The sequence below is a fragment of the Brachybacterium tyrofermentans genome (genome assembly GCF_039526165.1).
GTDB classification, from domain to species: Bacteria; Actinomycetota; Actinomycetes; order Actinomycetales; family Dermabacteraceae; genus Brachybacterium; species Brachybacterium tyrofermentans.
Genome location: NZ_BAAAIR010000041.1, coordinates 1 through 23,806, shown reverse-complemented (window position 1 = coordinate 23,806; position 23,806 = coordinate 1). Strand labels below are relative to the sequence as shown.

21 protein-coding genes and 2 pseudogenes are annotated in these 23,806 nt (G+C 67.1%); 8 read left to right on the top strand and 15 right to left on the bottom strand.

Translation table 11 applies throughout. The annotated features are described in order from the left end of the window. Positions 1 to 25 precede the first annotated feature (25 nt). From ABD093_RS11380 to ABD093_RS11350, 7 genes are all read right to left on the bottom strand, one after another. Positions 26 to 1,063 carry an RNA-binding domain-containing protein gene (locus ABD093_RS11380; RefSeq protein WP_343924553.1) on the bottom strand — a complete coding sequence of 346 codons (1,038 nt, stop codon included), beginning with the start codon at positions 1,061 to 1,063 and terminating at the stop codon, positions 26 to 28. A gap of 67 nt (positions 1,064 to 1,130) precedes the next feature. Beyond that, on the bottom strand, positions 1,131 to 2,987 hold the full coding sequence (locus ABD093_RS11375) for a hypothetical protein (RefSeq protein ID WP_193119473.1): 1,857 nt from the start codon (positions 2,985 to 2,987) through the stop codon (positions 1,131 to 1,133). 136 nt (positions 2,988 to 3,123) lie between these two features. Then, positions 3,124 to 4,116 carry a glycoside hydrolase family 130 protein gene (locus ABD093_RS11370; RefSeq protein ID WP_193119472.1) on the bottom strand — a complete coding sequence of 331 codons (993 nt, stop codon included), beginning with the start codon at positions 4,114 to 4,116 and terminating at the stop codon, positions 3,124 to 3,126. Between the two features lie 60 nt (positions 4,117 to 4,176). Next, entirely contained in the window at positions 4,177 to 5,055 is an 879-nt protein-coding gene (locus tag ABD093_RS11365) for a carbohydrate ABC transporter permease (RefSeq protein ID WP_226851054.1), read from the bottom strand. Position 5,056: 1 nt separating this feature from the next. Beyond that, positions 5,057 to 5,989, bottom strand: a complete 933-nt coding sequence (locus ABD093_RS11360) for a carbohydrate ABC transporter permease (RefSeq protein WP_193119471.1) — start codon at positions 5,987 to 5,989, stop codon at positions 5,057 to 5,059. Positions 5,990 to 5,991: 2 nt separating this feature from the next. Further along, complete coding sequence (locus ABD093_RS11355; protein WP_193119470.1) at positions 5,992 to 7,290, bottom strand: extracellular solute-binding protein; 1,299 nt, start codon at positions 7,288 to 7,290, stop codon at positions 5,992 to 5,994. Between the two features lie 11 nt (positions 7,291 to 7,301). Further along, entirely contained in the window at positions 7,302 to 8,357 is a 1,056-nt protein-coding gene (locus ABD093_RS11350; RefSeq protein ID WP_343924548.1) for a LacI family DNA-binding transcriptional regulator, read from the bottom strand. Between the two features lie 376 nt (positions 8,358 to 8,733). Here ABD093_RS11350 and ABD093_RS11345 point away from each other — a divergent pair, with 376 nt between their 5' ends. The 3 genes and pseudogenes from ABD093_RS11345 to ABD093_RS11335 all read left to right on the top strand — a co-directional run. Beyond that, entirely contained in the window at positions 8,734 to 9,045 is a 312-nt protein-coding gene (locus ABD093_RS11345; RefSeq protein ID WP_193119482.1) for a GNAT family N-acetyltransferase, read from the top strand. Between the two features lie 129 nt (positions 9,046 to 9,174). Next, positions 9,175 to 10,087 (top strand): IS5 family transposase gene (locus tag ABD093_RS11340; RefSeq protein ID WP_193119633.1). Its coding sequence is split into 2 segments (ribosomal slippage): positions 9,175 to 9,552 and positions 9,554 to 10,087, totalling 912 coding nucleotides; the frame shifts between segments, so codons are not numbered across the junction. Position 10,088: 1 nt separating this feature from the next. After that, positions 10,089 to 10,568, top strand: a pseudogene (locus tag ABD093_RS11335) (ISL3 family transposase); the annotation flags it as partial. A gap of 47 nt (positions 10,569 to 10,615) precedes the next feature. Here the strand turns inward: ABD093_RS11335 and ABD093_RS11330 are convergent. The 3 genes from ABD093_RS11330 to ABD093_RS11320 all read right to left on the bottom strand — a co-directional run bounded on the left by ABD093_RS11330 (position 10,616) and on the right by ABD093_RS11320 (position 13,900). Continuing rightward, positions 10,616 to 10,837 (bottom strand): FtsK/SpoIIIE domain-containing protein, encoded by a 222-nt coding sequence (locus ABD093_RS11330; RefSeq protein ID WP_319021718.1) that lies wholly within the window; start codon positions 10,835 to 10,837, stop codon positions 10,616 to 10,618. Then, positions 10,834 to 12,624 carry a hypothetical protein gene (locus ABD093_RS11325; RefSeq protein ID WP_193119539.1) on the bottom strand — a complete coding sequence of 597 codons (1,791 nt, stop codon included), beginning with the start codon at positions 12,622 to 12,624 and terminating at the stop codon, positions 10,834 to 10,836. Before ABD093_RS11325 ends, ABD093_RS11330 begins: the two co-directional genes overlap by 4 nt. 190 nt (positions 12,625 to 12,814) lie before the next feature. After that, entirely contained in the window at positions 12,815 to 13,900 is a 1,086-nt protein-coding gene (locus tag ABD093_RS11320; RefSeq protein WP_343924542.1) for a 2,3-butanediol dehydrogenase, read from the bottom strand. Between the two features lie 169 nt (positions 13,901 to 14,069). Here ABD093_RS11320 and ABD093_RS11315 point away from each other — a divergent pair, with 169 nt between their 5' ends. The 3 genes from ABD093_RS11315 (at position 14,070) to ABD093_RS11305 (ending at position 15,370) form a co-directional block, all read left to right on the top strand. Then, positions 14,070 to 14,717, top strand: coding sequence for an ankyrin repeat domain-containing protein (locus tag ABD093_RS11315; protein ID WP_343924540.1), 648 nt, complete (start codon positions 14,070 to 14,072; stop codon positions 14,715 to 14,717). A 95-nt stretch (positions 14,718 to 14,812) separates the two neighbouring features. Further along, positions 14,813 to 14,980, top strand: coding sequence for a hypothetical protein (locus tag ABD093_RS11310; RefSeq protein WP_299305856.1), 168 nt, complete (start codon positions 14,813 to 14,815; stop codon positions 14,978 to 14,980). A 117-nt stretch (positions 14,981 to 15,097) separates the two neighbouring features. Beyond that, positions 15,098 to 15,370, top strand: coding sequence for a sugar-binding domain-containing protein (locus ABD093_RS11305; protein WP_343924536.1), 273 nt, complete (start codon positions 15,098 to 15,100; stop codon positions 15,368 to 15,370). Between the two features lie 164 nt (positions 15,371 to 15,534). Here ABD093_RS11305 and ABD093_RS11300 read toward each other — a convergent pair whose 3' ends face one another. Continuing rightward, positions 15,535 to 16,248, bottom strand: coding sequence for an 8-oxoguanine DNA glycosylase OGG fold protein (locus ABD093_RS11300; protein ID WP_343924533.1), 714 nt, complete (start codon positions 16,246 to 16,248; stop codon positions 15,535 to 15,537). Between the two features lie 40 nt (positions 16,249 to 16,288). Continuing rightward, a pseudogene (locus ABD093_RS11295) lies at positions 16,289 to 17,323 on the bottom strand (IS30 family transposase). Between the two features lie 169 nt (positions 17,324 to 17,492). On the opposite strand from ABD093_RS11295, the gene ABD093_RS11290 reads away from it, so the two are divergent. After that, a complete protein-coding gene (locus tag ABD093_RS11290) occupies positions 17,493 to 18,410 on the top strand; it encodes a restriction endonuclease (RefSeq protein ID WP_343924531.1) in 918 nt (305 codons plus the stop codon). Positions 18,411 to 19,658: 1,248 nt separating this feature from the next. Here the strand turns inward: ABD093_RS11290 and ABD093_RS11285 are convergent. Beyond that, positions 19,659 to 21,482: a hypothetical protein gene (locus tag ABD093_RS11285; RefSeq protein WP_343924529.1), complete on the bottom strand. Its 1,824-nt coding sequence runs from the start codon at positions 21,480 to 21,482 to the stop codon at positions 19,659 to 19,661. 156 nt (positions 21,483 to 21,638) lie between these two features. On the opposite strand from ABD093_RS11285, the gene ABD093_RS11280 reads away from it, so the two are divergent. After that, positions 21,639 to 22,061 (top strand): acyl-CoA thioesterase, encoded by a 423-nt coding sequence (locus tag ABD093_RS11280; protein WP_096178056.1) that lies wholly within the window; start codon positions 21,639 to 21,641, stop codon positions 22,059 to 22,061. Between the two features lie 266 nt (positions 22,062 to 22,327). On the opposite strand, the gene ABD093_RS11275 is transcribed toward ABD093_RS11280, so the two are convergent. Both ABD093_RS11275 and ABD093_RS11270 read right to left on the bottom strand, forming a co-directional pair. Further along, positions 22,328 to 23,347: a threonine ammonia-lyase gene (locus ABD093_RS11275; protein ID WP_096178059.1), complete on the bottom strand. Its 1,020-nt coding sequence runs from the start codon at positions 23,345 to 23,347 to the stop codon at positions 22,328 to 22,330. Between the two features lie 165 nt (positions 23,348 to 23,512). Beyond that, positions 23,513 to 23,806: integrase core domain-containing protein (locus ABD093_RS11270; protein ID WP_425546254.1), on the bottom strand; the 294-nt coding region annotated here is incomplete at its 5' end.

Below are 23,806 nucleotides of genomic sequence, written 5' to 3'. Positions count from 1 at the left end.
AACGCCTACGAGCGCGCCTACACCGCTAAGCTAGCGCTCGCAGCGTAAACACCCCCGTGTCCACGAACCGGGGGTAGGCCCCGGGGAAGCGGCCGGGGCTCTCGATCTCCACGCGCGAGGGGAAGATGTTCACACGGATGTGATCGCCAGCCATCGAATAACTACGGTGCACGACAGCATTCACGAGACCCTCGAGCCAGGCATCCTTCGGGACGAGTGACTGGTCGGTGAACCGCCCGTTCGTGTCGAGAGCGCGGCGGTGCGGAATCCATGACTCAATGAGAGCGGCTGCCTCGTCGACGATGCGGGCGATCGGGCCTTCGAGTCGGGTGTCCATGCCGGACTCGACGGTCTGTCGACGGCCGGTGCCCGCAGTGTCGTCGCTGAAGCGGGTGACGCGCACATGTGCTTGGGGGAGCCAGTCCTGCGGATGTCGGCCGAGCAGGAGCACAGAGGCTTGGGTAAGAGTGCCGTCCCGGCGTACTAGGCTCCGTGCTCGCAGTGCGGTGAGGTCGTCAGAGGTGGCACCGATCGACTCGCGATACTCGGTCAGCTCATCGCCATCCAGATCCTCGATGGTCGCGTCGACGGCAGGTTCGTATTCGAACTGCGCGCTGCCCCGGTCGTAGTCGAGCTCTCGGCGCTGTGAGTAGGAGAGCTTCTTCGACTCATCGCCGACTCGCAGATACACCTCGCCGCTGACGGTCTCGTGCACATGTTCGCTCGGGGGGATGTCGATGCGAAGGATGGATCGCTCCTCGTCGAGTGGAAGTCGATGCACCAGCGTTCGAACCGGCGGAACGGCAAAGTCGATCCCGGCCTGTCGGAGCGCGTTCTCCTTATCCGCGGTGAGTAGCTCGCCGTCGTAGCCTCCGTCGCGAATCCCGATCGCCACTGTGCCGCCTTCGGCATTGGCGAAGGCAGTGAGTGCTCGGGCCAGATCCTTCGGTGCGATTCGAGCAGATTTCCGGTCGAACCACTGGTCTTCGGGAGCTTCGATGAGCCGCCGCAGACGGTCGTGAGCCGGTGCTGCGTTGAGGTCATGCAGGATCGCTGACGACATAGGCCTACTCTAAACTATTTAGAGTAGCTTCGAGTAGAAGGTCCTGAGGGCCCGGCCCGCCCGATCCTCAGGATCGTCGTCCCATCGCGCCCGGACCCGCAAGCGGATCCTGCTCCCGCAGCACGTCCTGCTTCCGGAGGATCTCGGCCCGCGCGGTGCCGAGCAGCAGGCCCGGATCGGCGAGTGCGATGCCGGACCAGCGATGGGGCAATGCGGCGGCCTCCGCGAGGTTGCGTGCCCTCTGGCTGGGATTGCTGCGCAGGTCGAAGGCACGCCGTAGGTCTTTCTCGTGCAGAGGCGCCGGGGCGTAGCCCATCAGCTCGTTGCCGCGGGCGATGAGCGAGACGATCGCCGCGGCGGTGTTGCGGGTGCTCGCCTTGCGTCGCAGCACCGCGTCATCGAGCTCGGCGATGCGCGCCAGCAGGCGCCGGCAGGCGGTGAGGAGCTCGGCGGTCTGGTCGGGGGCGGGCTGCCCCGCTAGGAGCGCGCTCACCCCGTCCACCAGGTGCGCGTCGATCTCGGCGGCGAGATCGCGCAGATTGTCGGGGAACTGCTCGAGCGGGAGCCTCTCGGTGGGCAGCGGCGTGGTGTCGAGCTCTGCGAGCACGTCGAATCCGCCGACGAGAAGAGCGAGATCCGCCAGGCGCAGCGCGGAAGGGTCCCCGAGCTCGAGCGCGAGGTCGACCTGCTCCTCGAGCCGCTGCGCACGCATCCGGGGATCAGCGCGACGAACCGGGAACTGCTCGAGCAGCGGGGTGATCTCACGAAGGGTCTGCGCGATCACGGAGGGGTCCTCTCCTGTCCGTTCGAGAGACCAGGCGACGAGCGGTGGCAGGATGGAAGGGACCTGTGCGGCCTGATCCTCGGAGAGGATCGGGGTGGTCGGCAGTACGTCGGTGAGCAACCATTCGGCGAGCTCCGGATTCCATGCCAGCGGGTCGCCGAGGCCCCCACCGAGCACGACCATCATGTAGGCGACCAGGTCTGCCGCCGTCTCGACGCGCTCCAGTCCGGCAGCGTGCGCGGAGGCAGTGAACTCCGCGACCAGATCGGTGCCGTCCTCGAGGATCCATGGCGGGCGCTCGGAGGTCGGCAGGGGAGCGCCGTCGAGGAGATCGTCCTCGTCGTACCCCGTCCCACCCGCTGGCATGAGGCCGACGACGAACTCCACGAACGGCCTCAGCATCGGCCACTGCTCCTCGGATCCCGCCGTGCCCTCGTCTGCGGGAGTGAGGGCGAGGGCCTGGCCGAGGCGAGTCCGAGCGTCCGCTGGGGCGACGACCTCCAGGGCCTCGTCCAGGGATGATCCCTCGCTCGCCATGATCTCGCGATACCGGTGGAGCACCTCCTCCATCGGTGCGCCGACCACGAAAGCGTCCTTCACGAACAGCGCCGGGGCTCGGGGGATGTAGGCGATGAGCACGGCCCGCACCCCGCGGGGGAGAGTCAGCTCCACCATCAGGTTCTCCCCGACCTCGTCGGTGATCGCCACGGTGTCGGTGATCGTGGCGTCCGCGAGGCCGGAGATCTGCGGCGGCATCGGCTGACGCCGGGAGGTGAGTCCCACCCGGGCCCGCGAGCGGAGGTCCTCATCGGGGCACATCGCCGCGATCATGTGCAGCAGCGCGGTGGTCTCCGCGACGTTGATCTCGAGGAAGGTGTCCATCAGGTCCACGCCCTCGGGGAGCTCCTCGGGGTGGTGCCGCAGATCCGCGAGCTCCACGACCAGCGGCGCCGCGGCAATCCAGAACACGGTCGGATCATCGGAGCGCAGCGCCGGGCGGAGCACCTCGATCAGAGGGTTATCTGCCGGAGGCACAGCGGAGGACGGCGCAGGTTCTGGCGTGTGCGGGATGTGCCGGCTCGCGGGGCGGTGAAAAGCGCCCTGCCCGAGCGGGTTGCGGTCGTGGCGACGTCGGCTCATGCGGATATCTCATCAGGAATCGGCCCACGGCGCGAGCATCTCGACGGCGTGCTGCTGCCGTTCTGCTATGCCGCTGGTGCCCGAGATCCCTGGCCTGTGCGGCCTCGCCGTTCTCCGTGGGAGTCGGACGTACAGGTCAAGCGTCCGCGCTGAGCCCCACCCCGAACCCCTCAGCCGGGTCCGCCACGGCAACAGCCAGTGTCGTGTCCGACTGCCCGTAGTACGCGAACCACTTCCCGCGGAACCTGACGAGCCCCTCGACGAAGGTGACGTTGGAGACCAGCCCGTGGGTGTCCTCGTAGGTCTGGGGGCGCAGCCACGGCTCCTGCAGGCGGGCCATGACCTTGGTGGGCTCGGCGGGGTCGATGAGGATCTGGCCGCAGCGGTAGTCGACGTCGACGGTGCCGTCCTCGTGGACCTCGCGGGTGGCGCCGTTGGTGAGCATCAGCAGCAGGCCGTCGTCGGTGAGCACGGGGGAGGTGCCGATCTCCACGAGCGCCTCGTCGAAGGTGCCGGGGGTGGGCAGGTACATCGGCTCGTCGTCGCTGGTGCCGGGCGTCCAGTGGATGAGGTCGTCGCTGGTGGCCCAGTAGATGCCGCCCTCGCCGAAGTACATCCACCACTTTCCGTCGATCTGCTGGGGCACGATCACGCCGGCCTTGGACCAGTTGTGTCCGCGCGGGTCCATCACCTTGAAGGTGTCGAAATGCTCGAACAGCGGGCCGTGCTTGGTCCAGGTGCGCAGGTCGGTGGAGGTGGCCAGGCACAACTGGGCCATCCGTCGGTCCCAGCCGGTGTAGGTGAGGTAGTAGGTGCCCTCGATGAACGCGATGCGGGGATCCTCGCAGCCGTACCGCTCGTAGTCGTGCTCGGGGGAGAGGATCGGGGCGTCCTCCCGCTCGAAGGTGTAGCCGTCGTCGCTGAACGCGATCCCGATGTGGGAGACGATGTCTTCCGCGTGGGCGCGGTACAGCAGCACCACCTGGTCATCGACGACGAGCGCCGCGGGGTTGTAGAGGTTCGAGGACTCCCAGCTGTCGCCCTTGGGGCGCAGGATCGGGTTGCTCTCGGAGGGGACGAACGGGCCGAGCGGGAACGTGGCTCCGCCGAACAGGGACACGGTGGACATGCTTCTCCTCAGGAGTGGATGACAGGGACGAACAGGGAGTTATCTGCTGCGGGGAGGGCGTCAGCCCTTGACCCCGGAGCTGATGTCGGAGGCTTGGAAGTAGCGCTGGAAGAACACGAACAGCAGCACCACGGGGAAGGCCAGGGTGGCCGCTCCGGCGAGGATCGCGCCGTTGGGGTTCGACGCTGTGCGGGAGACGTTGGAGATGTAGTTCGCCAGCGAGACCGCGAGCGGCTGCAGCTCGGCGTTCTTCGTGATCAGGAACGGCCACAGGAACTCGTTCCACGGCCCGATGAAGGTGATCAGGGCGACCGTCGCGATCGCCGGCTTCACCAGCGGCACCGCGATTTCGACCATGATGCGCAGCTCGGAGGCGCCGTCGATGCGCGCCGCCTCGAACAGGGACTCCGGCAGGGACAGGAAAAACTGGCGGAAGATGAACACGGCGGTGGTGTTGATCAGGAACGGCAGGATCATGCCCAGGTACGAGTCGCCCAGTCCGTAAGTGCGGGTGACCTGCACGTACAGCGGGATCATGAGCAGCTGGAAGGGGATCGCCTGCACGCCGAGCATGATCGCGAACAGCACGCCGCGGCCCCGCCAGTTCAGACGGGACAGCGAGTACCCGGCCACCAAGCCGAAGGTGAGGGTGCCGGCGAGCACGCCGAGCGTGAAGATCAGCGAGTTCGCGAGCGACCGGATCAGGTTCAGCCGCGAGTTGATGTCGGTGAAGTTCTGCAGGGTCCAGCCACCGGTGGGGAAGAGATCCGCCGGGGAGGTGGTCGGGTTCTCCTGGAAGGCGCCGACGGCCATGAACCAGAACGGGAACACGAACGCCAGGGCGAACACGGTCAGCACGACGTAGAGCATCACGCTGCTGCGTCGGGCGCCGCCGTGTCCTGCCGTGCGACGGCGCGTGGGGTGCGGGGTGGGGGTCATGTCAGTCCTCCCGTCCGGTGCGGGCGGCGAGGATCGACAGCAGGCCGATGCCGATCACCAGCAGCACACCGATCGCCGAGGCGACGTCGGGGTTGGTCTGCTGGATGCCCTTCTGGTAGATGAGCAGCACCGGGGTGGCGGAGGCGCCGTCGGGCCCGCCGCCGTTGGTGAGCAGGTACGGCTCGGTGAACAGGTTCGCGCCGGTGATGATCGCGAGGATCAGCACCAGGGCGGTCACGCTGCGCACCCCGGGCACGGTGACGTTCCGGAAGCGGCCCACGGCGCCGGCGCCGTCCATCGCCGCCGATTCGTACAGCTCCTTGGGGATGCCCTGCAGTGCGGCGAGGTACAGCAGGATGTAGAACCCCAGCTGCTTCCATGTCACGTACAGCGCGATCGACGGCATCGCCAGCGAGCTGTTGACCAGCCATGACGGATCCGGGGCCAGCGGGCCGAGGATCGTGTTGACGAGCCCGCCGGAGGAGAACAGCAGCATCCACACGCCGATCAGCGACACGCTCGCGGTGACGTACGGGATGTAGAACGCGACCCGGTATGCGGAGGCGAAGCGCACGATCTTGTTCAGCGCCGAGGCGAGCACGAGCGAGAGGATCGCGGTGAGCGGCACGTTGATCACCAGGAACACGGCGATGTTGCCGAAGGACTGCTGCACCTGCGGATCGGTGATCGCGCTGACGTAGTTCTCGAAGCCCACGAAGGGGTGCTCCACCACCGCGGTGGGCGCGGTGAAGAAGTAGTCCTGGAACGAGATCCACACCGCCTGGATCAGCGGCCACGCCATCACGGCGGCGAGGAACAGCACGTAGGGGAGCACCAGCAGCAGGCCCAGCGGCTGGGCCCCGAGGAGCCCGCCGAGCGGCAGCCGGGAGCGCCGGCTCCGCTCGGGGGCGTCACGGGTGGTGGTGGCGGTCATGATCAGCCCTGCACGAGCGTGTCGATCTCGTCGGCCGCCGCCTGCAGGGCGCCCTCGACGGGCTCCTTGCCGAAGATGACCGCGGCCGAGTACTTCTCCCGGAACGTCTGCCACACCTCGACGGAGTTGGGCACGTTGGGCACGTCGACGACCCGTTCGGACTGGCCGGCGAACACCTCGTAGTCGGGGTTCTTCGCGAAGTAGTCGCCGAAGGTGTCCAGCAGACCGGCGCGCAGGGGCATCTGCCCGGTCGCCTCGAGGAAGGCGCCGTCCTGCTCCTGCGAGGTCGCGAACTTCAGCACGTCCCAGGCGGTGGCCTGGTTCTTCGACGTGGTGAACATCGAGACGTTCTTGGAGTCCGCGAAGGTCTTCACCGTCTCCGGATCGGAGCCCTCCGCGGTGGGGACGGGCATGAAGCCCACGGGGAAGGCGTCCTTGTAGGAGCTGATCGCCCAGGGGCCGGCGGCCTGCATGGCGGTCTTCGCGGTCGCCATCGCGTCGTCGGTCGCCGCTTCCTTCGGGGCCAGCTTCTCGGCGTAGATCGTGGCCCAGAAGTCCGCGACCGCCGCGCCGTCGTCGGAGGCGAAGGTGGACTTGCCGTCCTCGACCAGCTGCAGGCCGTCGGTCTGCGCGATGTAGAGCGGGTAGAAGTCGAACCAGGGCTGGAAGAACTCGTTGGTGGGAGAGGGCCAGATCGCGGCCGGGGCGGCACCGGACTCGACGATCTTCCGGGCCCCCTCGAGGAACGAGTCGAAGCTGTTCATCCCGGGGTTCTCCGGATCGAGACCCGCTTTGGTGAACAGATCCTTGTTGAACATGATCATCACGGGGTTCGACTTCCAGGGCAGCAGGTAGTACTTGCCGTCGGCGTCCGCATAGCCCGTCGCGACATCCGCGCCGGTGCGGTCCTCGATGTAGCTCGCGCCGTCCTCGAAGGTGCTGAGGTCCACCAGGCCGCCCTGCTTGGCCCAGCCGGGCGCGGCGGCAGTGGAGATATTGAAGATGAGATCCGGGGTGGTGCCCGCGGTGATAGCAGCGGTGATCGCCTCTTCGGAGCTCTGGCCGGCGGGGATCTCCTGGGCGGTGATCTTCTCGTCGGGGTGGTCGGCGTTCCAGGCCTCGACCATGGCCTTGCCCCAGGCGACCTCCTGCTCGTTGTTGGAGAGCCAGATGGTGATGGGGCCGCGGGCGGAGGCGGCCTCGCCGCCACCGCCGCCCCCGTTGCCGCAGGCGGCGAGGGTGGTGGCGGCCAGCGGGACGGCGAGAGCGCCGGCGGTGAAGGTGCGTCGGGTGATGTTCATCGGTGAACTCCTCAGGGTGCGGTGCGGGTGGGGGTTCCGGGCGGGGCGGCGATGCTTCCGCGGGGGACGACGGTGGTGTGGTCGGCGAGCACGTGGCGCGGCTGTTCGCCGGCGATCTCGGCGAGCAGCGTGGTCACGGCGATCTGGCCGCGCTGCACGGCGCCGGTGCTCACGGTGGTCAGGGCGGGGGAGAGGTGGGCAGAGAGCTCGCTGTCGTCGTAGCCGCTGATCGACAGGTCCTCGGGCACGCGCAGGCCACGGCTGTGGGCCAGCGAGAGGCCGGAGATCGCCATCATGTCGTTGGCATAGAGGATCGCGGTGGGCGGATCGGCGCGGTCCAGCAGCTGCGCGGTGGCGTCGCGCCCGGAGGCGGCGGTGAAGTCGCCCTCGACCACGAGGGAGCCGTCCAGGCCCTGCTCGCGCATCGCGGCGGCGAACGCCTCCCGGCGGATCCGCCCGTGGATGTAGTGGTCCGGGCCTGCGACGTGGGCGATCCGGGTGTGCCCCGCCTGCGCCATGCGGCCGACGAGCTCCGTGACCGCCGGGCTGTCATCGGAGTACACCGTGGGCAGCCCAGCGGTCTCGCCCCCGGTGGGTTCCTCGGCGGAGAGCACCACAGCGGGCAGGCCCAGGCGCTGCACGAGCTCGAAGCGAGGATCCTCGACCTGCACGTCCAGCAGGATCACGCCATCGGCCCGCCCGGCGGCGAGGCGCTCGTAGACGAGGCGCTCGGCCTCGGAGGAGGTGACCGCGTGGAGCATGAGCCCCATGTCGTGCTCGGCCAGCACCCGCTCGCAGCCCGAGATGAACTTCGAGAAGAAGGCATCGGTGGCCAGCACCTCGGGGTCACGGGCCACGACCAGGCCGATCGCCCCGGTGCGGGAGGTGGCCAGGGCGCGGGCGCGGTGGCTCGCGGTCCATTGCAGCTCCTCGGCGGCGTCGAAGATCCGCTGCCGGGTCTCCTCCGAGACGGGCCGCTTGCCGGAGTAGGCGAGGGAGACGGTGCCCTTGGAGACGCCGGCGTGACGGGCGACGTCACCGATCGTGGCCTTGCGGGGAGCGGTCATCGGGCACCTCCTTGTGCGTGGGGCGGGGCGAGCATCGTAGGCGGAACTCGGCTGTGCGTGGGATGGGCAAGCAACCGGGGAGACCTTGCGCAAACCGGTTTGATTGATCACTATCAAACCGGTTTGTTCCGCGCCTGTCAACTGCTCCGTCCGTGCCGGGTGCGCGCGCCGGGCACCGAACTTCGTTGACGATGCCGTGCGACACCGGCAGCGCGTATCAGGCCGACGGGGGCCAGCTGAGTCCCGTGAATCGGAGGCGCTAGGGCGTGCCGTAGTCGACGACGTGCTGACTGAGGGTGCGCGCGAGCTGTTTGGCCTGCCGCAGTGGGGCCTCGTCGCCAGCTGCGGTCTCTGAACCCTCTCCCGCCGCTTCGACATCCTCGTCGGCGGCGAGCAGGCTGGCTCCTCGATATTCACCTATCCCGCCGTGGACCCCGATGACCAGCGGATCTTCTACCGCACGGTGATCGACGACGCCTTCGGCGGGCGGGGCCTGGCCGGGATCCTCACCCGTACCGCGCTCGTCACCAGCGTCGCCGAGGGGCACCGGATCGTGGCCGTCTGCCCCTACGTCGCCCACTGGCTGCGCAGCCACGACGACATCGAGGGGTCGGTCGACACGGTGCGCCCGGTGCACCTCGAGACGGTGCGCCGCGCGAGCGCCGAGGCGGATGCCGCAGATTCCTGAGAAACCTGTCCCGGGCGGGTGACGACGGGGGCACTCCTTCAACCCGACCCCGTGGCTGTAACGTCATGACCCGCAACAACTAGGGCGTGTCTCCTATGTGTGAGCTGTTTCGTGCGAGAGCGTCGAGGGATGGCTACCGCGACGACTCCTCGGCACCAAGTCCTCACTGACAAGCAGTGGGAGCGAATCGAGCCGATGCTGCCCTCGAACACGGGTCGCAAAGGGCGTCCCTTCCACGACAACCGCAAGATCGTCGAGGGCATCATCTACCGCGCCAGGACCGGGATCCCGTGGCGAGATCTTCCCCGTGAGCAGTTCGGTCCCTGGCAGACGGTGTGGAAGCGCCATTACCTCTACGCCCGCCTCGGTGTTTGGGACCGGATCCATGCCGCACTGATGGCGCAGGCCGATGCCGCGGGCGATATCGAGTGGATGGTCTCGGTGGACTCGACGATCAACCGAGCTCATCAGCACGGCACCAACACGACGCGTCCTGACCAGCCCACAGGGGGCGACGGCGAACCACAACAATCCGTCTCCTGAAGAGCCTGATGGGCACGCTATCGGGCGCTCGCGCGGCGGGCTGGGCAGCAAGATCCACGCCGCCGTCGACGGCAACGGAATGCCGTTGGCGATCGTGCTCACCGGCGGACAGCGTCACGACGGCGCGATGCTCCTCGAGGTCCTCGACGACATCCGCGTTCCCCGTCTGGGGCCTGGCCGCCCCCGGATCCGGCCCGACGCCGTCGTTGCGGATAAGGCCTACTCCTCGGGCAAGACCCGCCGGATGCTCGCCGCCAGGGGCATCAAAACGGTGATTCCCCAGAAATCCGACGAGATCGCCTCACGCAAGAAGAAGGGCACTCGCGGCGGACGCCCGCCTGCGCTCGACCAGGTCGCCTATGCCGGCCGCAATGTCGTCGAACGACAGTTCGGACTGGCCAAGCAATGGCGCGGGATCGCCACCCGCTATGACAAGCACGCCATCGCCTACCGAGCCGGCGTCGTCCTCTGCGCCGTCATCGCCTGGCTACGCAAATAGGAGACGCGCCCTAGCCCGCACCCATCGCGGTCGTCGCGGCCGCAAGGACGACCCGGCCTGGGCCCACCGGATGCTGTTGCTACGCGGCGCTGACACCCTCACTCCACGGGCCTGGGAGCGGTTGGAGACGGTGTTCCGCACCGATGACCCCACCGACGAGCTCTCCGCCGCCTGGGGCATCAAGGAGCAGCTCCGCCGCCTATTGGCGACCGACACCCTGGCTCAGGCCTGGGAGGAACGGATGCGGATGGGCTACTTCGTGCAGATCGCGAATATGCCCGAGGCGACCAAGCTCTACGACACCGTCGTGACCTGGTGGGACGCGATCGAGGTCCTCATCGTCACCGGCGCGACCACCGCTCGAGTCGAGGCCGCGAATACCGGCATCAAGAACATCAAACGCACTGGCCGCGGCTTCCGCAACGCCGAGAACTACCGGATGCGTATCCTGCTGACCAGCGCCACGAGAACCGTAGCGTGAATACCCGCTACAGCAGGGTCATTCACCATGAACCGCGAAGAGCCACATTAATAAACTTCTCTCTCTTCGATCAGGCGGGTGATTCGTGTTTCGTCACCTCGCGTCGCGACGCCGCCGACGTGGGGGAATGCTTCCAGGCGGCGCAGCCCGGAGCCGGAGAGGTCCAGGCCGTAGATCGCCACCTCGGCGGGCGTGCTGCTGAGAGCGAGCGATGCTCCGATGGTGCGTAGGAGGGTCGTGCGGCCGGACTGGGGCGCTCCGGTGATCACGAGGTGACGAGCGATCCTCCGCACGGACCAGCCCGCTTTCGACGGCCGGTATAGCGATGGGGGAGCGCGGCGGCCTCCTTCAGGCTTCGGGCCCGCTGGCTCGGGGCGCTGCGCAGGTCGAAGGCGCGACGCAGGTCTTTCTCGTGCAGGGGCGCCGGTGAATAGCCCATGAGGTCGTTGCCGCGAGCGATGATCGAGACGACCGCCGCAGCGGTGTTGCGGGTGCTCGCCTTCCGTCGCAGCACCGCATCATCGAGCTGGGCGACGCGCACCAGTAGGCGCCGGCAGGCGGTGAGGAGCTCGTCGCTCTCGGCGGATCCGGGCCGCTGCTCGAGAAGTGCGGTCACCCCCTCGACCAGGTGCGCGTCGATCTCGGCGGCGAGGCCGCGCAGCTCCTCGGGGAACAGCGCGAGCGCGAGCTCCTCGGTGGGCAGCGGCGTGGTGTCGAGCTCTGCGAGCACCTCGAAGCCGCCGGCGCGCAGGGCGAGGTCCGCCAGTCGCAGCGCGGTGGAGTCCTCGAGCTCGAGCGCGTAGTCGACCTGCTCCTCGAGTCGCCGCGCGCGCATGTGCGGATCAGCGCGACGGGCCGGGAACTCCTCGAGCAGCGGGGTGAGCGCGGACAGGGTCTGCGCGATGACGGACGGCTCCTCGCCCTTGCGCTCGAGCGACCAGCCGACAAGCGCCGGCAGGGCAGCGGGGATCTGCGCTACCGCCGCCTTGGAGAGCATCGGCACCGTGGGAAGGACCTCCGAGAGGATCCACTCGGCGAGCTCCGAATCCCAGCCCAGCGGATCGCCGAAGCTCGCGTCGAGCAGGATCATCAGGTAGGCGGCCAGATCCTCCACCGCCTTGCCCGGTTTCAGGTCGGCGGCGTGCTCGGAGACCGTGAACTCTTGGACCAGGTCGGTGCCGTCCTCGAGGATCCATGGCGGCCGCTCGGGGGTCGTCAGCGACGCACCGAGGGGTCCGCTGAGCAGGTCGTTCTCGTCGTACCCCGTCCCGCCCTCGGGCATCCGGCCCACGACGAACTCCACGAAGGGCCGCAGCATCGGCCACTGCTCCCAGTCGGCGGATTGCTCCACCTCCGCCGAAGTGTTGGCGAGGGCCTGGCTGAAGCGGGCGCGCGCATCCGCCGTGGTGACGACCTCGAGGACCGCGTCCAAGGAGCCCCCCTCCCTCGCCATGATCTCCCGGTACTTCCGGATGACCTCCGCCATGGACTCGCCGACCACGAAGGTGTCCTTGACGTACGGCGACGGACTCCACGGGATGTAGGAGATGAGCACGGCCCGCACGCCGCGGGGGAGGACCAGCTCCACCATCAGGTTCTCCCCGGCGCCGTCGGAGAAGGCGACTGCCTCGGCGACGGACGCCTGCGCGAGCCCGGAGACCTGCGGCGGCATCGGCTGGCGCCGGGCGGTGAGTCCCACCTGCGCCCGGGAGCGGAGACCCTCATCGGGGCTCATCGCGGCGACCATGTGCAGCAGCGCGGTGGTCTCCGCGACGTTGATCTCGAGGAAGGTGTCGAGCAGGTCCACCCCCTCGGGCAGCACCTCGGCCTGGTGCTCCAGATTCGCGAGCTCCGTGACCAACGGCGCCGCAGCCACCCAGAACGCGGACGGATCATCGGAACGCAGCGCTGGGCGGAGCGCCCGGATCAGAGGGTTCTCCGCCGCTGGTTCGACGGGGGAGGGCGCATGTCGTGAAGTGTGTAGAGCATGGCGGTTCGAGCGCTGGCGGGCGACGCCCCGTCCGAGCGGGTGGCGGTCATGGCGACGTCGGCTCATGGGGACATTCCATCAGGTGCGGGCCGACGGGGCGAGGAGGCGGGGCGCGAGATGGATGACGCTCAGTTCCGGTTCCGCCCGAAGATTTCGCTCCCGCGGCTGCACGGAGACGCCGAGAGAAACAGCGGGACCGGAGCTTCGCGAGGCGAGGAGCTCCGGTCGCGGCCGCCGAACGTCACGGCACCCCGGCTCAGGCCGGGTCGACGCCCTTGCCGGAGGGGGAGACCAGGATCTTCACGGCCGTCTCGTTGCGATGGATGAGGGTGTCGAACCCCTTGTCGATCAGGTCCTCGAGCTGGATGCGCCCGGTGATGAAGGGAGCGAGATCGATCTTGCCGCTCTCCACGAGCTCGATGACCGCCGGGTGGTTGTTGACGTATCCGATCGATCCACGCAGGTCGATCTCCTTCATCACCAGCTTGTGCATGTCGAAGTCGGAGCGGTGGCCCCAGATCGAGATGTTCAGCAGCACCCCGGTGGGTCGCAGCGCATCCATCAGGGTGTCCAGCACCGCCTGCACGCTGGTGGCCTCGAAGGCGATGTCCGCGCCCTTGCCGCCGGTGAGGTCGTGCACCTCCTGGGCCACGTCGACTGCGGCCGGGTCCAGTGCGTGATCGGCGGCGCCGGAGTCCAGGGCCTTCTGGCGGCGCAACGAGGAGAGCTCGGAGATCACCACTGTCACGCCCAGGGCCCGCAGCACCGCACCGGTGAGCAGTCCGATGGGGCCGGCGCCGCCGATCACGGCGATGTCACCGGCCTTCGCGCCGGAGCGCTGTACTCCGTGATAGGCGACGGCGAGCGGCTCGATGAGCGCGGCCTGGTCCAGCGGGATGCTGGGATCGATCTTGTGGACCCAGCGGCGACGGACGGCGAGCTTCTCGGCCAGACCGCCTCCGCCGCCGCCGAGGCCGATGAAGTTCATTCCCTCGGAGAGGTGGTAGTCGGTCGAGTCCGGACCGGTGTCGGTGCCGTCTTTGAGGATGTAGGGCTCGACGACCACCGTGTCACCCACCTCGAGGTCGGTGATGCCCTCGCCGAGCGCCGCCACGACCCCGGAGAATTCGTGGCCGAGCGTCACCGGGGCCGTCTCTCCGGTCCAGGACGTCGGCGTGTCCGGGGTGGGACAGAAGATCGGACCGTCCAGGTACTCATGCAGATCGGTGCCGCAGATCCCACAGAAGGCGACGTCGATGAGCACCTCGCCAGCGCCGGCGGTGGGTTCGTCGATCTCCTCGATGCGGATGTCCTTGTTGCCGTAATAGCGTGCTGCGCGCACGGTGATCAACCCTCTCGACTTCGCTCTCCGGTCGCTTCTCGCCCGGGGAAGTGATGGCATCGATCGTAGCGAGCCGGATGAGATGCGGAGGGGGACCAACGTCGCTCCGAGCGGAGCGGCACGATGACCTGAGGACGACAACCCCCGACGAGTTCCGCGAGGACCGCTCATGAGCGCAGAATGGCCCGGCATCCTCGATCCCGAGGTGATGAACGAGAGCATCGTCGAGGCATCCCACCGCCTCGCGGACGCCGCGAAGGCCGGCCGCTGGGAGGTGGTGCTCGACCTCCTCGAGTCGGGGCAGGCGCAGGACGCCAACCAGTGGCGGTTCGGCGGGACGACCTGGTTCACCCCGCTGCACCAGGCAGCGTGGCTCGGGGCCCCGGTCGAGGTCGCCGAGCACCTGATCCGGCTCGGCGCGTGGCGCTCGCTCCGGACGGCCGACGGCGCCCGGGCGGTCGATCTCGCAAGGACGCGCGGCCACCGTCACCTGCTCGAGATCCTCGCCATACCGGAGCTGACCGAGCGGGAGCAGCAGACGTTCGCAGCGTGGGATCAGCACGTGGCCGACCTGATCGCGGAGCGCACCCGGAGCCTCGATCCCGTGCGGTCCCGCCCGGTGCCCACCGAGGTGATCGCCCTGGACCGGCTCGAGTCGCTCTGGTTCCCCTATCCAGGGATGTACGGCGGCTTCCGCATGTCGATCGAGGAGGACCGGCTCGTGGTGGCGAGCTGGAGCCGGGTCGTCGACGGCTCCGGGCAGAGGCACGTCATCACCGAGAGCGGGTGCGAGCTCGTCGAGGAAGGGTTCGTCTGAGCCGTCGTCGGCACGTCGGCGTGCTCGCTCCTCCCACCTGGTCCGCCGCTCCCGCCGCGCGTAGCCTGGGGGCACCACGACAGGGAGGCCTCGCCATGACCGCTCGATCCGGAGATCCCACGCACGAACCGTTCCCCGGACCCGGGGAACCGCCCGTCCCACAGCTTGAGGACGATCAGACGGCGGCGCCCCGCCCGGAGGAGGAGATCGCGGATCAGCTGCGGTCCGAGCCCGCTCCGGACGGCCGCCCGCACGACGGCTGACACGCGGCGCACCGCACGAGCTCAGGTCGCTCCGGTGGGACCATGGCTCCATGGCGCATACGGAGCAGCTTCTCGTCGAGATCAGGGGTGCCCTCGATCAGCTGTCCCGCACCAGCAGTGCGCGCGCAGCTGGATGACGAAGCCCCGGTCGCCGAGATGCTCGGCCACTGGTTCAGCGCCGACGGGGGCGTGGTCGCGCAGGACGTCACCCGGATGAGCGTGACGACCGAGATCCATCAGCTCAGTGCGGCGCCGCATGTCGTAGCTGTGGCGGCGGGCAGTGAGAAGGCGCAGGCGATCATGGGGGTCGCGCGTTCAGGGCTGATCACGGGGTTGGTGACGGATCGGCGCGCGGCGGAGCGGATGTTAGAGATCGCAGGGGCGGGTTAGCGCAGCGGGGCAGGCTCTCCACGCCACCCGCTTCGGTGGCGGTGAGTCATACTTTTACTGCTACGGCACCTAGCACTTCAATGAAGCAGGTTCGGACCCGGTTGAAGCGTCGGTCTCACCTGAGGCGCCGTAGAACGGCCAGGCACTCGGATCTGAATGCCAGGTCAGGTGAGCGACTTCCCATTGTGCCTGAACAGGATCCACTCCAGGCGCGACGCATCGATCGCTAGGGCAGCAGCCCATCCGTGGATCTCTTCAACATACTTTTGGTACCGCTTCTTCCAGAGGCGTGTCCCCGCAATGTCCTTGGTGGACAACTCAAGCGTGTCGTTCAACGTGCTTAGGACGCGATCGTCGAGGATCAGCGGTTGCCATTCGCGCTCCTCCTTCGTCCCGGCAAATGCGAACCACTTCGTGAAGAAGGAGCGACGGACGCCTGCGCAACGCCAGGCTCCGTAGGCCTCCGCCATCGCGGAGGGATCATCACCGCTGCGGAGAATCTGAGCTGTCGCAGAGAGCGAGTGAACGAGATTCTCTCGGTCCTCGAACGCCGCGCGGGTGTGACGTAGAGTTCGAGACCCACTGGTTCCGGAACCCCATGCTTGTACAAGGAGAAACGCGCGGAGCATACTCTCCGGATTGTCAGTTGCGGCAATGCTCGCGGCACCATGTACTCGTTGGCGGTCGGTTACTCGATCACCTGAAACTGACTCACTTGACCCGGTCAGTTCGGAGTCGGTCAGCACATCGAGCGCCGAGGTTGAATCCGGTATCTCGTTCAACTCTTGAATCCATGTGGCAGGCCGGAAGCGGACAGCCGGTTGCTCCCGACCTTCGTACTTGGCTACCAGAACGCGCAACGCCGTGAGAGTCTCCATTATGCGATGATCGCATGGTCCCGTCGGCTTCGTGGTGGTGTCAAAGCGTGGAAGCAACGTGGGGTTCGTCGGCCAGTAATCGAGCGAATGCTTCGGTCGGTGTGAGGTAGCCTAGCCTGCCGCGGGGTCGGTTGTTGATCTCCTCAGCGATGGTCGTGAGGAAAGGCTGGTGGTCGGGGATCACGGTGCCCTTGGGGAGGTACTCCCGGTAGAGCCGGTTCGTGTTCTCGTTGGACGGCCGCTGCCACGGCGAGTAGGGATCGGCGAAGTAGACCGGCATGTCCGTCGCCAGGGAAACCTTCGCGTGCTGGGCCATCTCGCTGCCCTGGTCCCACGCCAGCGATGCCTGCATCATCTTGGGCAGCTTGGTGAAGTACTCGATGACCGCGTCCGCGGTGCCCTCGGCGTGCTTCGAGGGGAGGGCGAGCAGACCGGTGAACCCGCTCATCCGCTCCACTAGCGTCTCGGCGCACGAAGTGCCGTTCTTCCCGATGAACAGGTCTCCCTCCCAGTGCCCGGGCACCCGCCGCTTCGCGGCGTCCTCACCTCGTTCCGCGATCGGGACCATCCCCACGATCGGACCACCGCGCGTCCGGCCGGTGGTGCGGGGCCGGCGCTTGGTCCGCTTGGACTGCGAGAAGATCCCAGGCTTCGCGAGCTCCCCGCGGGGGATCGCGTAGATGTACTGGTAGATCGCTTCTCCGCTGACGGTGCGGCCCTGAGCGTCGGGAAAGTTCGCCATGCGTTCAACGGTTGGGTCTGCCGCCTCCAGACGCAAGCGGCCCGCGATCTCGTTCGGGGTCCATGACGCGGCGAGGTCCGCGTTCACCCTCGCCTCGAGCACGGGATCCGCGGCGATCTTCCGGGTCTGCGGACGGGCCCGGCGGTGCTGCGCTTTCACGTCCGCGGTCACGGCCTGGTAGCCGCGAGTCTTCGTCGTGTTCCGCCGGATCTCACGAGAGACCACTGAGGGGCATCGCCCCAGGTGAGCAGCTATTCGACGGACTTCCTACCCAGCCTTCGCTGCCGTCGAGATCTCCGACCGATCCGAAGACGTCAGCCCCTGCGGCACCATCCCCGGCCGCCTCGTCTCAAGCCCCCATCGTCCGGGAGTGTTGCTACGACGCTATGACACCACCCATCACGCAGAGTCGGTGCGGTGACCGCTGACGCGGAAGCGCCACCACACAAAGATGCCTAGGGCTAGCCTCAAGGTGTTGCCGACCGTCGCGAGGAGTTCATCAATGCCCGCCCCCACCTGGAACCAGTACATGGTCCCCTCCCTCCGGGTGCTCGCCGATGGGGAGGTGCGGCGCACCCGAGAGATCGTCACGGCCGCCGCAGATCTGCTCAATGTGACGGCGGACGAGCGCGCGATCGTCATCCCCTCGGGGCAAGAGCAGTGGGTGAATCGAGGGAACTGGGCACTGTCCTATCTGGCGAGAGCGGGTGCCGTCGAGCGCCCTAGCCGGGGCCGGTATCTCATCACCGAAGTCGGGCGAAGACTCCTTACTCAGCATCCCGCAGGAATGACGGAGAAGGATCTTCGCAACGTGCCGGGTTACGAGTCACCGCACGCGAAGCGAGCAGCGGTCCAGGCACCACCGGTCGCACAGCCCGAGGTGGCGGAGGTTGATGATTCTGCGCTCGATCCGGATGAGCAGATCGCAGCTGGGGTCGCTCGGATCAACGCGAATGTCGCCGGGGAACTGCTTTCGCGCATCCAGGGCCAGGAGCCGGAGTTCTTCGAGCAGGCCGTGCTGGACCTGCTGATGGCGATGGGGTACGGCGGTGCCGAGGGATCCGCCTCCCGCACCCAGCTCTCGCGGGACGGAGGGATCGACGGGATCATCGACCAGGACGCACTGGGTCTCTCGCGCATCTATGTGCAGGCGAAGCGATATGCCTCGGACAACACCGTCGGCCGGCCGGCGATCCAGGAGTTCGTCGGTGCACTGGCGGGCAACGCCGCCAATCAGGGAGTCTTCATCACCACCAGCCGCTTCAGCACAGACGCTCAGCGGTACGTGGAACAGGTGCCCAACCGCATCGTTCTCATGGACGGGGAACGGCTCACCAGGATGATGATCCGCTACGGAGTCGGAGTGCAGGTGAAGCACACGGTGCAGATGGTGGAGATCGACGAGGATTTCTTCGAGTGATGGCCCGCGAACTGCGGCAGGAAGTCGCTCGATTCGAGGCAAGAACTGAAGCGGACCCCCGTCGATACACTCAACCTGCGCAGGGAGGCTGATGTCGGCGAGGGCCAGAAGCGTCAACGAGTATGGAGATCGCCCTCACCACCTTGCGCGCCTCGCAGGGGCCCCGACCTCAGCGACCGTGAGCACCCAAGCCAGGTAAACCTCCTGAGACTGGAGGGCCGTAGCCACCGTAGATCGGTGTGCGGGAGCGGACCAGCAGTCGCTCGTCCTCGTCTAGCGGTCTTGTCCGAGCGGCGTTCGCCCGGGCATGCGCGGCCTCGTTCAATTGCCGCCGCACTGCGGGCGCAAGCTTCGCCCCGGACACCGGAATGCCGCCTTTACTTTTCTTCTTCCGCTTCTTCTTACCCTTGGTGGGTGCAGGAGGGATGACGAGTTGCAGGCGCTCGATGCCCTTGATGATCTGATGTGCGCGGTCCCCGGCGGGACGCGCGACCGATGACGGGTACGAGCCGGTCTGGAGGGTCCGCATTGCGCTGCGCGCAACGATGAGGAGTCGGTCTCGCTCCACCGGCGTCATCCCACGGGCTTGTTTCAGGACCGCGGCGGGTTCGCGACGGAGCAGTTCGGGGAGTCCCGGACCATCAGATTCGCGGCGTCTCTCGCGCATGGCGGGCGCGGGTGACGGCCTGGGTGGGGCGGGGGGCACTCGAGACGTCCCGGCTGGCCTGGGAGCCGTGCGTGACATGTTTGGCGCTGGCGCTGGCGAGAGTGCAGGCTTCGGTCCGGTAGGTCGTCGAGAAGTCCCGCGGGACTGCAGTTCCGCTACAGGAGCCTTGCGAGGAGCCGGTGCCTGATGGTGGCTATCGGATCGTGGTTCCCGGGCAGGTGGGACGGCGTCCACGGCGTCGTCGCGCGCACGGTGCGCCCGTGCCTGCACAGGCGTCGGCGGGTGTCCATGGAGTGTGTCCTGGAGAGCCATCGCGTCCCGGGCAGCCTCGACTGCGGTTGTCGACTCGAGTTCGCCCTGCAACGCTCGGCGCACGTAATCCGAGCTCATCTCCTGCAGAGCCCTCAGAACGCCATCGCTCACGGCCCCGGCGACGTTCTGGTGCATCGGTGACACGGAATGGCTCCTTTCTCAGACTTCCCCCTAAGTATCCGATGTTTGGACGAGTCCCGTTGGGAGTTCCGGGAATGCCGACCGTTGAGCATGCCAATCGGATGCATCGTGGCGATGGGGCGAATAGATCACCTGTGCAACTTCGTCGTCGACGCAGAGGGCAAGTGCTCCCCGACATGCCCGACGTAGATCGCCCCATCGCTCCTGACCTGGTCGTGGTAGTGGATCCGTAGCCTCTTCTCACTCGTCCACGTGTAGGGCTTGAAATGGGCCCACATGTGCACCATCCCGCTCTGTTCCACGCTCGATGGAACGGGGAGGAGCCGAGCCTTCCGGTACCGGTTGTCCTGCTTGGTGGAGCCGGTCTCGCCTCGGGAGTGCTTGTTCGGCGGGACGCGGAACTGGCCCAGCGGGCCGGATTCGCAGAAGTCGTGGACATCCCGATCCCACGTCCCTGCGCGGACCGCATTCCGATACGCCGCGAGAGTCCCGAGGGCGTCCCAGGCCGCGGTCAGGGCGGATCCGTCGGCGTCGACAGTTTCTAGATCCTTAATCTTCTTCACGGAGGCAGTGAGGATGATGCCGTGGTCGGAGAGGTCCCTTCTGTCAGCCAGCATCTCCCACGTCGCCGGGCACTCGCCGAGAGGATTCTGCGGCGCGCCTTGGTCGGTGAACGAATACGCGGCTTCGGGATTGCGCTCCGCAACCTTCGAGCGCAGGTATTCGATCTCGCGCCTGGCTCGGCCGTAATCGTCCTCGAGCCGGCTCAGCGCCTTGCGCGCTTCGATCTTGTCGGACCGCTCAGTGAGTACGTCCTCCTCGAGGCCCTCGATGCGGGTCTGCAAGCTGTCGTTGGTGTCGAGGAGGGTATCGATTGCGGACTGGTCCGGGACGGTCCGCGTCGCCAGCTCGAGGAGTCCGAGCAGCGACTCCTCGTCGATGCCGTCGAGCATCAGCGTTTCCTGCACGGTGCGAAGGCTCTGCGTAGATGCCGCGAGCGCAGACTGTGACGCGGTGAGCTCCCGCCGGAGATGCTCGATTTCCTGTATTGGTGCCTCGGGCGCGGTTAAGACCTCAGGGACGGGCGGCGGCGCCGTCTGTGCGCCCTCGTCCCGCCGGAGTGCCGGGGCCTGCCGCAACTCGGAGAGCTCACGCTGTCTGGTGGCAAAGAGCTCGCGGCGCTCGCTAAGTGACACGGGTGCAGGAGTGACTGCTGCTCGGAGCTTGCCGCTAGCGATCCGGTCGAATGCGCGGGACCATTCGCGCGCCGCCGACGGGAGGGAAAGTGGCTGCGAGGCGGCATGCTGACGGACGAAACTCTCGATGGTCTTTGCGACGGCCCTGTCGTCGTCAGCCAGTGACCGGTGGCTGAGCCAGCGCGCTGTCTTGGCGGTCAACGGGTCGGAGAGATCGGCGCCCGCGGGGTAGGTCCGCAAGGTGCCGGGAAGGACGGCTTGGAGCCGATGTCGGCTTGCGAGCTCTTGGGCGGCGTGCGGAGCGAGGGAGATGACGTGGGCGATGCCGACGGTCCGCGTCGTCCACCGGTCGACGAGGGCGTTCCAGGAGTCGAAGGGGACGTCATCGAGTGGGGCCGCGACGATCACCGGGAGGCGCCGGTCTGGGGAGCCGATCAAAGCCTCAAGGGCTTCGAGACCCTCCACAGAGGTGTACTCGGACTGGGAGCGGAGCGCGGTGACGTCTGCGAACTCGACTACGTCGAGGAATTGGCCCGCAACGGCTGGTTTCCTCACCACCCTGCTCGGGTCGCTGCAGGTGACCGTGATCTGAAGCCAACCACCGCGAAGGCTCTCGACGGCGAGCACCGTCACGATGAAGGTGCCGTCCCTATTGGTGTTCCAGACTCGGAGCCGCACCCCGCGGCTCTTGCTCGCCGTGCGGTGTAGCGTCTGCGCCCGCTTGGAATGGTCTGGGGTGTGGACGTCGCCGTCCACAGAGAGGTCGACGTCCAGGCCTAGGGCGTGTCTCCTTTAATGACGAGTTCACCGCTGGGACGCTGTATGAGTGACTACACAGCAACGACCCTTCCGATATCGTCTCGTGAGTAGTGATGAGTATCATGATGTCATGCGAGTGATAAAGGATGCGGAATGAGTGACCAGTTCTCGGTACGGGTCTCGGTACGCGGGTATGAGATTGACGGCAACGGTCACGTGTCCTCTGCGGTGCTGATGCAATACGGGCAGCACTCTCGTTGGGAAGCGCTACAGGCAGCCGGGATCGATTACGACGTGTTGACTGCACGCCGAGTCGGCCCTGTCAGTCTTGAAGAGACGATTCGGTATCGTCACGAGGTTCTCGCCGGAGACGAACTTGACGTGACTTGTTCCTACCATTGGGGTGAAGGACATACGTTCCGAATCGAGCAAGAGCTTCGCCGCATCGACGGAATCCTTCTCGCCGAGATCGCAAACATCGGTGGGGTACTTGACTTGAATAGCCGCCGTCTTGTGCCCGATCCTGCCTCATATTGGCGGCAGGCCGCCGCTCGTCCCGATGTAATCGGACTCTGAGTGACTCGGCGACGCGACCGGTGTAGCCGTTTACGTGTGCCTCTGGTTCGCACCGGCGTTGCACGCCGGCGATCCATTCCTCGTCGCCGCAACACTCGCCGTCGCAGGGCTGGTTCTGGGCGCGGCGGTCATCGGCCATTCTCCGTCCGCTGTCCAGGCGCAGGCTTAGGTCGCGAAGCGCGACGTCCGCACGTCGCTGGACTGCGACGGGGCGGCACACGATTGTTCTGCAGAAATGTATTGGCATGATGCAACCGCAAGACCGATCAGAGAGAGTCGGTTCCGACCCAGCTGCGATACAGATCGAGGTCGACGTTGCTGCCGCACACGATGGTGACCACGTGTCGACCGGCGAAGCGGTCACGGTCTTCGAGGATCGCCGCGATACCGAGGGCTGCCGAGGGTTCGACGACAAGCCCGGCATGCTCGAAGAGCATCCGCATGCCCGTGATGATCGAGGCCTCGTCGACCAGGACGGCGTCATCAGCGACCAGGAGGAGGTCATCCAGGACGGCGAGGATAGGGCGTCGGGCGGCAACGCCGTCAGCGATCGTGTCAGTCGAGCCGGTGGTAACCACGCGGCGCTGGTGCCACGAGCGCGTCATCGCCGGCGCGCCCTCGGGCTGGACGCAGATCACCTCGGTCCCTGGCGCGCAAGACTTCACCACATGCCCCACGCCGGTCACCAGCGCCCCACCGCCCAGAGCGATCAGGACCACGTCGAACGACGACAATGCCTCCACCAGTTCCAGGCCGATGGTCGCAGCGCCCTCGCACGTCTCGATGTCGAGGCTGTCCTCGACTAGACGGATGCCCTCGTCCTTGGAGATGGCCGCTGCGCGTTCGCGGGCCAGCTCGTGGTCACCGTCTACCAGCTCCAGCCTGGCTCCAAGAGCGCGGATGCGATCGAGCTTCGTCGCCGTCGCATGTCGGGATGCCACGACGGTGGCTGCGAGCCCCCGTTCGCGGCCGGACCAGGCCAGGGCTTGACCGAGGTTGCCTGCGCTGGCGCACACCACGGCCTCCTTGCCTCGGTCGGCGAGCTGGCTCGCCACCAGCTCAGTGCCGCGGGCTTTGAAGCTGCGGACCGGGTTCGCCGTCTCGAGCTTGATGCTCACCGTGCACCCCAAACCCGGCTCCAGTGCTTCGCAGCGATACAGCGGAGTGTCGAGGAAGACGGGATCGATGACATCTCGAGCAGCACGGATCCGGCCAGTGTCGAGACGTGCCCCTGTCGGTTTATCGCACCTCGACTCCGGCGCGCGATCTGTGGGCGGACGTGCCATGCTCGATCCCCTATTTCTTGGTCGTGGCGGTGCTATTGTTCCGGTCCTCACTGACGAACTCGGTCGGGTCCTCAGTCTCAACAGCATGATTCTCAAGAGAGTCCGCGTCCTTTGGACCGAGGCGGTTCAGGGCAGTGTCAAGCCCCGGTTTTGGTGGAGGGTCGGTTATCTGGCGTTGAGGGTCTCGGGGAGCGGTTCGGGAACGGTCGTGGAGGAGGCGTCGCGGAAGGCCTGCGGTGTGAGACCGCCGAGCGAGAGATGGGGCCGGAAGGTGTTGAACCAGTGGACCCATTCCGCGGTCGCGATCTCGACGTCGTCGATGCCCTTCCAAGGACCGAGGTTCCGGATGACCTCGGCTTTGAACAGCGAGTTCAGGGCCTCGGCCAGCGCATTGACGCTCCTATAGTTGTCAACTCGCGATTTCGCCGGTGCGGGGGTTGACCTTGATGAGGTGGTAGA

What these genes read in the sequence shown, in the direction of transcription:
- ABD093_RS11380 (WP_343924553.1), bottom strand. Translation starts at nt 1,063, where the DNA reads ATGTCGTCAGCGATCCTGCATGACCTCAACGCAGCACCGGCTCACGAC.
- ABD093_RS11375 (WP_193119473.1), bottom strand. Translation starts at nt 2,987, where the DNA reads ATGAGCCGACGTCGCCACGACCGCAACCCGCTCGGGCAGGGCGCTTTT.
- ABD093_RS11370 (WP_193119472.1), bottom strand. Translation starts at nt 4,116, where the DNA reads ATGTCCACCGTGTCCCTGTTCGGCGGAGCCACGTTCCCGCTCGGCCCG.
- ABD093_RS11365 (WP_226851054.1), bottom strand. Translation starts at nt 5,055, where the DNA reads ATGACCCCCACCCCGCACCCCACGCGCCGTCGCACGGCAGGACACGGC.
- ABD093_RS11360 (WP_193119471.1), bottom strand. Translation starts at nt 5,989, where the DNA reads ATGACCGCCACCACCACCCGTGACGCCCCCGAGCGGAGCCGGCGCTCC.
- ABD093_RS11355 (WP_193119470.1), bottom strand. Translation starts at nt 7,290, where the DNA reads ATGAACATCACCCGACGCACCTTCACCGCCGGCGCTCTCGCCGTCCCG.
- ABD093_RS11350 (WP_343924548.1), bottom strand. Translation starts at nt 8,357, where the DNA reads ATGACCGCTCCCCGCAAGGCCACGATCGGTGACGTCGCCCGTCACGCC.
- ABD093_RS11325 (WP_193119539.1), bottom strand. Translation starts at nt 12,624, where the DNA reads ATGAGCCGACGTCGCCATGACCGCCACCCGCTCGGACGGGGCGTCGCC.
- ABD093_RS11315 (WP_343924540.1), top strand. Translation starts at nt 14,070, where the DNA reads ATGAGCGCAGAATGGCCCGGCATCCTCGATCCCGAGGTGATGAACGAG.
- ABD093_RS11310 (WP_299305856.1), top strand. Translation starts at nt 14,813, where the DNA reads ATGACCGCTCGATCCGGAGATCCCACGCACGAACCGTTCCCCGGACCC.
- ABD093_RS11300 (WP_343924533.1), bottom strand. Translation starts at nt 16,248, where the DNA reads ATGGAGACTCTCACGGCGTTGCGCGTTCTGGTAGCCAAGTACGAAGGT.
- ABD093_RS11290 (WP_343924531.1), top strand. Translation starts at nt 17,493, where the DNA reads ATGCCCGCCCCCACCTGGAACCAGTACATGGTCCCCTCCCTCCGGGTG.
- ABD093_RS11280 (WP_096178056.1), top strand. Translation starts at nt 21,639, where the DNA reads ATGAGTGACCAGTTCTCGGTACGGGTCTCGGTACGCGGGTATGAGATT.
- ABD093_RS11275 (WP_096178059.1), bottom strand. Translation starts at nt 23,347, where the DNA reads ATGGCACGTCCGCCCACAGATCGCGCGCCGGAGTCGAGGTGCGATAAA.